The sequence below is a fragment of the Limnoraphis robusta CS-951 genome (assembly GCF_000972705.2).
On sequence record NZ_LATL02000105.1, the window covers coordinates 1 to 10,736 of the forward strand.

The 10,736-nt window shown below is 36.4% G+C and carries 4 protein-coding genes; all 4 read right to left on the reverse strand.

The features are described 5' to 3' along the window. Window positions 1–1,557: condensation domain-containing protein (locus WN50_RS09600; protein ID WP_046279049.1), on the reverse strand; the 1,557-nt coding region annotated here is incomplete at its 3' end. Window positions 1,558–1,565: 8 nt separating this feature from the next. Continuing rightward, a complete protein-coding gene (locus tag WN50_RS09605) occupies window positions 1,566–2,636 on the reverse strand; it encodes an LLM class flavin-dependent oxidoreductase (protein WP_046279050.1) in 1,071 nt (356 codons plus the stop codon). 65 nt (window positions 2,637–2,701) lie between these two features. Next, window positions 2,702–7,435: a type I polyketide synthase gene (locus tag WN50_RS09610; protein ID WP_046279051.1), complete on the reverse strand. Its 4,734-nt coding sequence runs from the start codon at window positions 7,433–7,435 to the stop codon at window positions 2,702–2,704. Between the two features lie 4 nt (window positions 7,436–7,439). Further along, the coding region (locus WN50_RS09615; protein ID WP_046279052.1) for an SDR family NAD(P)-dependent oxidoreductase at window positions 7,440–10,736 on the reverse strand (3,297 nt) is incomplete at its 5' end.

The window sequence follows — 10,736 nt, forward strand, 5'->3', positions numbered from 1 at the left end:
ATGATGAACACAGTTATTAATATAATTAGCTTTAGTTTTATTCCACTCTGTTAACAATTGATGTTGTTCAGTAACAGTTAGAATTGATAGGTTAGAAAGTTTTACCTGTGGGTTAGCAATAATTTCTGATAAGATCATCTGAAAATGCCCAAGCATTCGTGCAATCGTGTCTTGTTTAAATAAGTCTGTACTATATTCTATAACGACTAAAATTTCTGATTCTCGCTCAATTAAATGCCAAGTGAGATCAAACTTAGTTGATTCCGGGTAGATCCAAAATTGACTGATTTGTAAGTTGGGTAATTGTAATTCAGGACTAGATGAATTTTGAAACTGATAAGCCTCATTTTGAAACTGAAACATAACCTGAAACAAAGGATTATGACTGAGATGACGTTCCGGTTGAAGTTCTTCTACTAACTTTGAAAAAGGTAAATCTTGATGTTTATATGCTCCAGAAGTTACCTGTCTAACTCGCTTTAAAACATCTTCAAAAGAGGGATTTCCTGATAAGTCAGTTCGTAAAACTAGAGTATTAACAAAAAAACCAATTAGGCTTTCTGTTTCCTGCCAATTTCGATTGGCAATAGGAGAACCAATGACAATATCATCTTGGTTACTATATCGATGTAATAATATTTTAAAAGCTGCAAGTAAGGTCATAAATAGAGTAACCCCTTGCTGACGACTCAGTGTTTGTAAAGCTGTGGTTAGTTCTTTAGAAAGTGTTAAAGACTGAGTTTTTCCTCGAAAACTCTGAGTTACAGGTCGAGGATAATCTGTGGGCAAATTTAGGGTTGTTAAATTTTTAAGTTTCTGTTTCCAGTAACTTAACTGTGTTTTTAATTCTTCTCCTGTTAGCCATTGCTGTTGCCAAATTGCAAAGTCTACATATTGAATTTTTAGTTCGGGTAATGGTGAGGTTTTTTGTTCAGAGAAGGCTTTGTAAATTGCAGAAAATTCCTTCAGTAAAACTCCTCTTGACCATCCATCTGCAATAATATGATGTAAGGTCAAAAGCAAGATAAATTGAGTTTCACTGAGTTTTAATAACGTTACTCTGATTAATTGATCTTTATTGAGATTAAAATAGTTCTTTGCTTCTTGTTTTGCAAGCCGTTTTGCTTCACTATCACTGTGGTTTTTCGATAATATTTGCAAGTCAATTATAGGAATATTTAGAGTAAAATGAGATGAAATACTTTGCTGAGGTTGATTATTCTGGATACTGTTAAAAGTAGTTCTTAAGCTTTCATGGCGGCGAACAATTTCATTCAAAGTTTGTACAAGAATAGCAATATTGATATGCCCGTTGAGATGCCACGCAATTGGAATATTGTAAGCAGAAGTTTCAGACTCTAACTGATGGATAAACCACAGCCGTTGTTGAGAAAATGACAAGGGTAAATTATCATATATTTTTCGCTTTGGAATGGTCAGGGAACTCAATTGCTGTTTTTTATTTTTCAGTTGTTGCTCAAGGAGTTGCCGTTTTTCTGGTGAAAGAGCAGCAATTCTTCTTTTTAACTCATCTAGCTTTTGATCTGTATTAGTCATTTTTTGTTTTAAACTAATGTTTTCTGACTGACTTGAACAGCATGATATTTTTCTCGCAATTCTTTTAAGTAGCTCAGGCTTTCCATGACAGCCTTTTCATCAGGAACAAAGTCAATCAGAGAGGCAATTTCATTGATACCTGCTTGCTCAATTTGTTCAACAAAGGAAAGACAACTCGTTGGAGTTCCGATGAGAGAACGTCCTTTCATAAAGCCTTCCACTCCAAATAAGAGTAAGCTATCGAGATCATCTGCTGAGAAGTTTTTAAGACTAACATTTAACCCCATGCTTTTAGCTAGGTTATCTAACAAATCATAGTGAGTTTTGAGATACTCAGAAAAAGGTTGTCTGACTTTTTCTTTGACTTCATGTAAACTTTCTCCCAAAAAAGTATGAATCATTAAAGCGACTTTTCCTTCTTCGGGATTATGACCTTTTTTCGCTAATGCTTCTCGATAGAGTTTTATTTTCGGAACGATACTTTCTAAAGTTCCACCGAGTAAAGAAGTGAGAACATTAGCCCCCATTTTACCTGCTTCAATAAATGTTTCTGGAGATTGACAGGTAATCCAAATAGGAAGTTTTGATTGAATGGGTTTTGGTAAAGTTTTCACCTTAACCGTTCTACCACTTGCGTCTTGATAGTCTACTGCTGCCCCTTGCCAAAGTTGCTGAACTGCTTTAATTCCTCGCCACATATTCGCTTTTCGATTGGCATGAATTTCACGAGAAAGAATGAATTCATCCATCGTCCAACCGGAAGCAAAAGCAATCTGAACTCGACCATTTGAAAGGTTATCAACCACAGCCCATTCTTCTACAATTCGCACAGGATGATGTAAAGGTACAACCACACTTCCTGCTCGCAATTGAATTTTTTTTGTAACCATTGCAAGTGCAGCATTTGTTAGGGAAGGATTCGGATAAAGCCCGCCAAAAGCGTGAAAATGTCGTTCAGGTGTCCAAACTGCTGAAAAACCATTTTTGTCGGCAAATTTTGCACTTTCAATCAGTAAATGATACTTATTTTGTTGTGCAACTGATCCATCTCCATCAAAGTAAAAAAAGCTAAAGTCCATAATAACTTATTCCTCTATTCATTGTAATTTTTTAGTTTATGTTGTTTAGCAATATATACTTACAATTACGTTTTTTCATAATCTTCAGAGACGCTTCCCTGAATTGATAGCAAATTTTCAACTTCTTGTGAAGATAATTTTTCGACTTCTTCTAATAGTCTTTCAATCTCTGGATCATCTGTTATTTTGGATTGATTTTCCTCAATGATTTTTGCAATACCAGCAACACTCGGTGATTCAAATAAGAACTCTCGCATTGGAATATCTATTTGAAATTTTTCTCGCAAACGGGAAATAATCTGAATTGCTAGTAATGAATGCCCACCTAACTCAAAAAAGTTATCATAAATTCCTACTTTCTCTATTCCTAATAAATCTTGCATTGCATTAGCAATAATTTGTTCAATCTCATTTCGAGGGGCAGAATAATCAGTTTGCAGATGGGGTCGAGCATGATTAGAGTTTAATTGATCCGCTTTAGCCAGTTGTAATATCTCTGAGTTTTCATAAGTTTTTTGTTGAATTGACTGCTCAATTCTAGCGTGTAAATCTCTAGGTGAAACGGCGAGTTGAGAAATAATATTTTCTGATAAAATTCGTTTCGATATTTGCCAAACTTCATCAGGTTTTATCGCTAAATCAATCAAGGCTGAACCTGTTTTTTGAGAGGTTGATTCTTCGTCCCATTGACACGCATCCCAATTAACACTAATCCAGGGTGTTGAACTCGTTTTATTTTGTTGGTTAGCAAAGGCATCCATAAATAAATTAGCGGCTGTATAAGCACCAAATCCTACGCCTCCCACAATTGACGACAGAGAAGATTGTAACAGATAAAAATCTAATTTTTGACCCTCAAAAATTTTAGCAAGTGTAATTAATCCTATAACTTTCATTTGGAACTGATTATGACATTTTTCTAGGTCTAAATCTTGAAGTGGACAGCTTGATCTATCTCCCATTGTTCCAGCATGAATTACCCCATTAATTTGACCAAATTTTTCATAGGCTTGAGTGACAATTGACTGCATTTTTGTTTCATCTGCTAAGTCAGCACTGAAGAATAAAAATTCTGCTCCCGATGTTTCTAAGGCTTGCAGTTTACGAATACATTTACTTATATTATCTTGCTGACCATGTGAGACTAACCACTGTTCCCATTGATGTTTTTCCGGTAAGGTTGAACGACCGATTAAAATCAGTTTTGCTTCTAATTCTTGAGTTAAATACTGTGCATAAACTAATCCTAATCCTTCAACTAAATCTCCTACAATTAAATATACGCCATTTTTGATAAATCGTGTTTCTTTTGCAGAATGTTCGGGTAATAACACCGATTCAAATGTTTGTATCCATCGATATCGATCTCGATAAGCAACGACTGGCTCTGTATAATTTTGTTGCAATTCCGCTATCAATTGATCGATCCCTTTTGTGAATAAATCCGAATTTTCGGGAAGAGCAACATCAATATTTTTGCAGGTAATATGGGGATATTCTTGCGAAATAACTTTGCATAACCCGAGTTGTGTCACTTGAGCGGGATTGAAAGCTTCTGTACCGAGTACATCGTGAATATTATTCGTAACTGTTGTCAGTTTTACAAGGGTATCAATGTTTTGTTGAGTAATTGCTTGAACTAAAGCGAGTAAGCTATAGAAACTTTTATTTTGATAAGATTCAAAATCAATTTCTAAAGTCGAATTGAAATGCTCTGCTGATTCTGTTCCCCAAAAATGAAGTATCTCATTGGGAACAAAGTTGTTTTGTTTCAGGATTTTTATTAAATATTGATAGTCATCAAATTTTTCAGGATTGATCTCAAATAAAGTCTCAGTAAGTTGAATAAACTTTTCTCCAATTCTGACTTCAGCTACAACTTGATTTTCTGCTATTAAGCGTTGAACAATTTTTTCACCCAATCCAATTTCATCCACAAAAATCAACCAACATTTACGTTCTGTATTAGATGAAAGCTTAGGAAGGGTTGAACGTTTCCAAGAAGGAACATAAAACCATTCAGCTAAATTAGGCTTTTTCTGCGGTTGTTGAGGTTTTTCTTGAGAATTATTAGTTTCAGCTTGAGGTTCAATCCAATAATATTGTCGTTCAAAAGGATAAGTGGGTAAGGGTACGCGCTGGCGTCGTTCATTCGGATGTCGTTCATTCGGATAAAGTGCCGACCAATTAACTTCTATTCCCGATAGCCAAAGTTGCCCTAAAGTTTCTAAAATATGAGCATGATCTGACTGTTTATCTTGGGGATGACGCAAGGTTGTTAAGGCATTTATATCAGGTTGATGCTGTTTGGCAAAGATAGTCAATGTCCGTCCAGGCCCAACTTCCAATAATAGAGGATTTGGCTTTTGCAATACCTGTTTAATTCCCTCAGAAAACTGCACCGTTTTTCTTAAGTGTTGAACCCAATATTCGGCTTGAGTTGCTTCAGTTGCAGTCAGCCAAGTTCCTGTTACATTCGATATGACGGGAATTTCAGGAGGATTTAGGTTAATCTTGGTAACTATCTGTTTAAATTCGTCTAAAATTGGTTCCATTAAAGGAGAATGAAAAGCATGAGATGTATGTAAACGACGATAGGTAATATTTTGTTTAATCAAAACTTGCTCGAACGTTTCAATCGCAGTGTTTGAACCGGAAACAACACATAAATCGGGAGAATTAATCGTGGCAATTACTAATTCTTTAGGAAGGATAGATTGTATTGTTTCCGGTGTTGAAGAAACCGAAAGCATAGCCCCAGATGGACAGGTTTGCATCAGTTTTCCTCGGGTTGCAACTAAGGCTAAAGCATCTTCTAAAGAAAACACACCCGCAAAAGTTGCAGCAACATATTCTCCAATACTATGACCAATCATTGCTTGAGGTTTTACACCCCAACTTATCCACAGTTTAGCCAAAGCATATTCTATTATAAATAGTGCGGGTTGTGCATAGGCTGTTTCATTAATTAAGTTGTTTTCTGGATGCTGTTTTGGATAGATTATTTCTCTTAGATCTTGCTGTAAATGGGGTTTTATCAGTTCACTACACTCATCAATTATTTGTCTAAAAATAGGTTCTGTTTCATAGATTTCTAACGCCATATTAATATATTGACTCCCTTGCCCCGAGAACATAAAAACAAGGGTTTGGGGGCTATGTTGATAGAACTTTGTTAATAATTTTTGGGATTTATTTTCAGAGTTCTCTAAGGTTTCAATAGCATCTTTTAACTCTTTACAGACTAAGATTCGGCGATATTCGTGATGTTTTCTTCCGGTTTGTAAAGTATAAGCTACATCTGCTAAGTTTAAATTTGAATGCTGTTTGAGATGGGTTGCAAGTTGAGTTGTTGCTGTTTCTAAAGCTGATGGCGTTTTTGCAGAGAGTAAGAGCAATTTCCAAGGACGGGAATTGCTATAAATTTCGACTTGAGGAGCTTCTTCAAGGATGATATGAGCATTCGTTCCTCCCATACCAAAAGAACTGACTCCAGCACGGCGAGGACTGCCATTTTTTTGCCAGTTTGACAGTTGAGTATTGACATAAAATGCACTGTCAGCAAAGTTAATTTGAGGGTTAGGATTCTCAAAATTTAAACTGGGGGGAATTTGCTGATTTTTGAGGGCTAATGTCGCTTTAATTAATCCTGCAATTCCTGCGGCTGCATCTAAATGTCCGATGTTGCTTTTGACTGAACCTATAGCACAAGATTTCTTATTACTTTTATTAAAAACTTTTGTTAAAGCAGAAATTTCAATCGGATCACCTAATGCTGTTCCAGTACCATGCGTTTCTATGTAATTAATGGTCTCAGGTTCTACATCGGCTTTTGCAATTGCGGTTGCAATAACTTCCGCTTGACCTGTTACACTAGGAGCAGTTAAACCCACTTTTTGAGAACCATCATTATTAATAGCTGAACCTCGAATAACGGCATAAATTTGATCGCCATCTTCTAAGGCTTTACTCAGCCGTTTTAAGACAACAATACCCACTCCATTTCCGAAAACTGTTCCTTTGGCATTCGCATCAAAAGCGCGACAATAACCATCAGGAGAAGCAATTCCGTCTTCTTTATAAAGATAACCTGACTTTCTAGCGGAATTAACTGTAACTCCACCTGCTAAGGCAATATCACATTCTTGTTTCAGTAAACTTTGACAAGCGATATGAACACTCACTAATGATGTCGAACATCCGGTTTGAATCCCACAACTCGGGCCTTTTAAGTTGAATTTATAAGAAACTCTAGTGGGCATTAAACCCATAACATTACTGATGACAAACTGCACCGAGTCTACCGATTTTCTTAAAGCAGTATTGTTGTAAAGATTAATGATGTAATTGTTTAAAGCTGAACCTCCATAAACTCCTATTTTACCCGAATAGCGTTCGGGGTCATAGCCTGCATTTTCTAAAGCTTCCCAGGCACATTCTAGAAAAATTCTATGTTGAGGATCAATCAGTTCTGCTTCTCGGGGAGAGTAACCAAAAAAGGCGGCATCAAAGTATTCAATCTGGTCAAAACTCGCATATGCTTTGACATAGTTTTGAGCATTAATTTCATCTAAACTCACACCAGATGAAACTAATTCTTCATCAGATAAAAATTGTATAGAGTTAACCCCATTTTTTATATTTTCCCAAAACTGTTCAACGGTTTGAGCGCCAGGAAAACGGCCCGCCATGCCAATAATAGCGACTCGTTCATTTTTCTCTTGTTCTACAGCTTCGAGCTTGGTTCGAGCTTCTGTAAGAGCGGCAAGTATTCGTTCAGATGAAGATAGATTATTCATGGGTTTAACCTCCTAATAATTTTTCTAAATTTTCAAGTTCTTTGGTAATAGAATTTTCTATATTATTTACGGTAAATTCTGGCTGTTCTTGCGTAATAAGACTAACATTTTTATTGGAATTAATCAAGGGGTGAGTTTGTAGGATTTCAGTCCTAATATATTCGGCTAAATCTTTGATAGTTGGATATTCAAAAATCACAGTTGAAGGAACAGATTTTCCCAAACTATTCTCCAAAATATTTCTGAGTTCAATTATCATCAAAGAGTCCATCCCCATATCAAAAAAGCCTTGCTTTGGATCGGGAAATTGAGAGGGTTGCAGTCCTAACACTTTACCGACTTCAGCTTGCAAATAAGAAATTAAAATAGATTCATGCTCATTAGCGGGAAGGGTTGCCAATTTTTGGATTATTTTTGAGTTTTTTGTCTGTTTTGGTTGTGCTTCTGTTGGGATAATTTCTGAGAAGAAAGGGGAAGTTAATCCTTGTTGTAAAAAACGCGACCAATCTATCGGAATTACCCCAACTTGTGGGTCGGGTTGAGCGATTAATTCCTCTAAAATTTCTAGCCCTTGCTGAGGAGAAATCGTTCCTACTCCCTTGAGGCTCATGTGCTGAGTGACTTGACGTTCAGCCGCGGCTCCGACTTCAGACCAGGCACCCCAGTTAATACTGAGTCCGGGTAAGCCCAACATTTGGCGGTAGTGAGCAAGCATATCTAGAAAAGTATTCGCTGCGACGTGGTTAGCTTGTCCAGGTGAACCTAACAGCGAAGCAGCCGAAGAAAAGAGTACAAAATAGTCGAGAGGGATGTCTTTTGTTAACTGGTGTAAGTTCCAGGCTCCGTGCATTTTTGGCTTCATTACGCGCTCAAATTTTTCAGAGTTGAGTTGCATTAATACACCATCTTCTAATACTCCAGCCGCATGAAAAATTCCTCGTAATGGAGGTAAATTTTGTTTAATATTCTGGAAAATTTTAGTGACTTTTTTATCGTCAGAAATGTCGGCTTGAGTAATAATAACTTTCGCTCCAAGTCTTTCTAATTCATCTAGTGTTGTTTGAGTTTCTGAGTTGGGATGACGACGACTTAATAATACTATATTTTTCGCTCCTTTTTCAACCAGCCAACGAGCAACTAACAGTCCTAATCCTCCCAAACCTCCTGTAATTAAATAGGTTCCCTCCGAGAAATCTTTCCGATTTTCTTGAGTTGAGTTTGTGATGACAATTTTACCGATATGTTTGGCTTGCTGCATATATCGAAAAGCAGCAGGTGCATTTTTAATATTAAAGATTTTGTGGGGTAATGGTTGTAATTCTTGGGTGGTAAACTTCTGCACTATTTCTGATAAAAGTGACTGAATTAAATTAGGATTTTCTTGGGCGGTAGTCATTAAATCAACTAGGTAATAAGAGACATTCTGCTTGATGTTTTTGACTTGAGTTAAACTCCAAATTTCTCGCTTCCCTATTTCGATAAAACGTCCATTTTCTTTAAGTATCGATAAACTTTTAGGGATAAATTCTCCCGATAAAGAATTGAAAACAATATCAACTCCCTGGTTTTGAGTTTGCCGCATAATGTCATCGGCAAATTCTAACGTTCGCGAGTTCATAATGTGTTTTATGCCTAATGATTTTAAAAATTCCCACTTACTAGAACTTGCAGTTGCAAAGACTTCTGCTCCCACAGCTTGGGCAATTTTTACAGCCGCCATTCCTGTCCCCCCTGCGGCAGAATGAATTAAAACTTTGTCTCCTTCGGAAATTTTTGCAAGATGATGTAAGGCATAATAAGCTGTTATGAAATTGGCGGGAATTGTAGCCGCTTCCTCAAAACTTAAGTGAACAGGTTTCAACGTGACTAATTGAGCGTTAACAGTTACATATTGACTAAAACTTCCCGGCGCGAGAGCGATAACATTATCACCTATTTTGAGGTGTTCGACACCCTCTCCAACTGCTACAATTTCACCTGCACATTCTACCCCAAACCAATCTCTTTCAAAGGGAAGTACACCTAATACATCCAAAACATCAATAAAGTTCAGTCCAGTTACTTTTACTTTAATTTCAACTTCTTGTGCTTTCGGTTGACGGCGATTTGTAGGTTGTAAGTTCATATTTTCCGGTGTTCCCCGTTTGGAAATTCCCAGTTTAAATGGTTTATTTTTGGTAAGTTCTAATTGGTTTAAACTGTTTGTTTTATAGCGAGTTAATCGAGATACTTTCCGAGTATTTTCACGAAATGTTACTTGATTTTCTGCTGTGGGGTGTTTGAGTTCAGTTAACAAGATATTGACTTGAGTTTCAAGCGATTTTTCTGGGTCTAAATCTACTTGAATGCAATGCAGTTCTGGATGTTCTAAAGCAATAACTTTCCCCAGTCCCCATAGGGGAGAATAGGCTATTCCCGACAAATTCGTTTCTATTCCAGTTGCAACAGATCCTTTAGTAACAATTGCTAAAGATGGCGGTTGAGAATAGTTTTTAACCAGTGATTGAGTTAGCTTTAATAAGCTTTCCCAGCCTATTTTTGAGGTGGTTGTCAATTCTTCTAAACTTAAAGCTTCAGGTGATGAAGTCTCTAAACTCCATAGGTAGACAACTTTTTTACAGATTATATTTTTCGCTGTTAGAGTTGCAAAAAGTTGATTAAAATTATCTATTTTATTAGGATTAACTTGATAGGTTCGCTGATTAACTTGTTGGTATTTTTTTCCTGCAAACACTAAAGTACAAGATTCTCCCTGCTCTGTCAAAAGTTGAGCAAGTTGTTGAGTCATTCCTTGCTGATCTGCAAAAATTAACCATTCCTTTGATTCTGACTGATTGAGTTGACTATTTTGAGCGATAATAACTGCTTGTTCAAGAGGTTTATTATAATTTTCTGTTAAGGTTATAGCTTTGTAAAACGCACTTTCTTGTAATAGATTTTGCCATTGAGAAGCAGGAATTAAAGGATAGTTGGGACGAATCTCTTGATCATTAAATTTCCACCATCCTTCTGTCAAACCAAAGGTTAAGTCAAACCAACGTAAAGGTTGAGTTCCTTCTAACAAAATCAGCAATCCTTTGGCAACCAGTAAACGTTTAATATTATCTAAAACCTGCTGTAAATTTGAGGTAGCGTGTAAAACATTAGCCGCGATCACAATATCATATTGATGACTTTCAAAATTTTGTGATTCTACAGGCTTTTCTATATTGAGAATTTGATAATTTATAAAATCATAGTCTTGAAACTTCTGTTTTGCTTTATTAACAAATAGAGGGGAAATATCGGTATAAATATATTC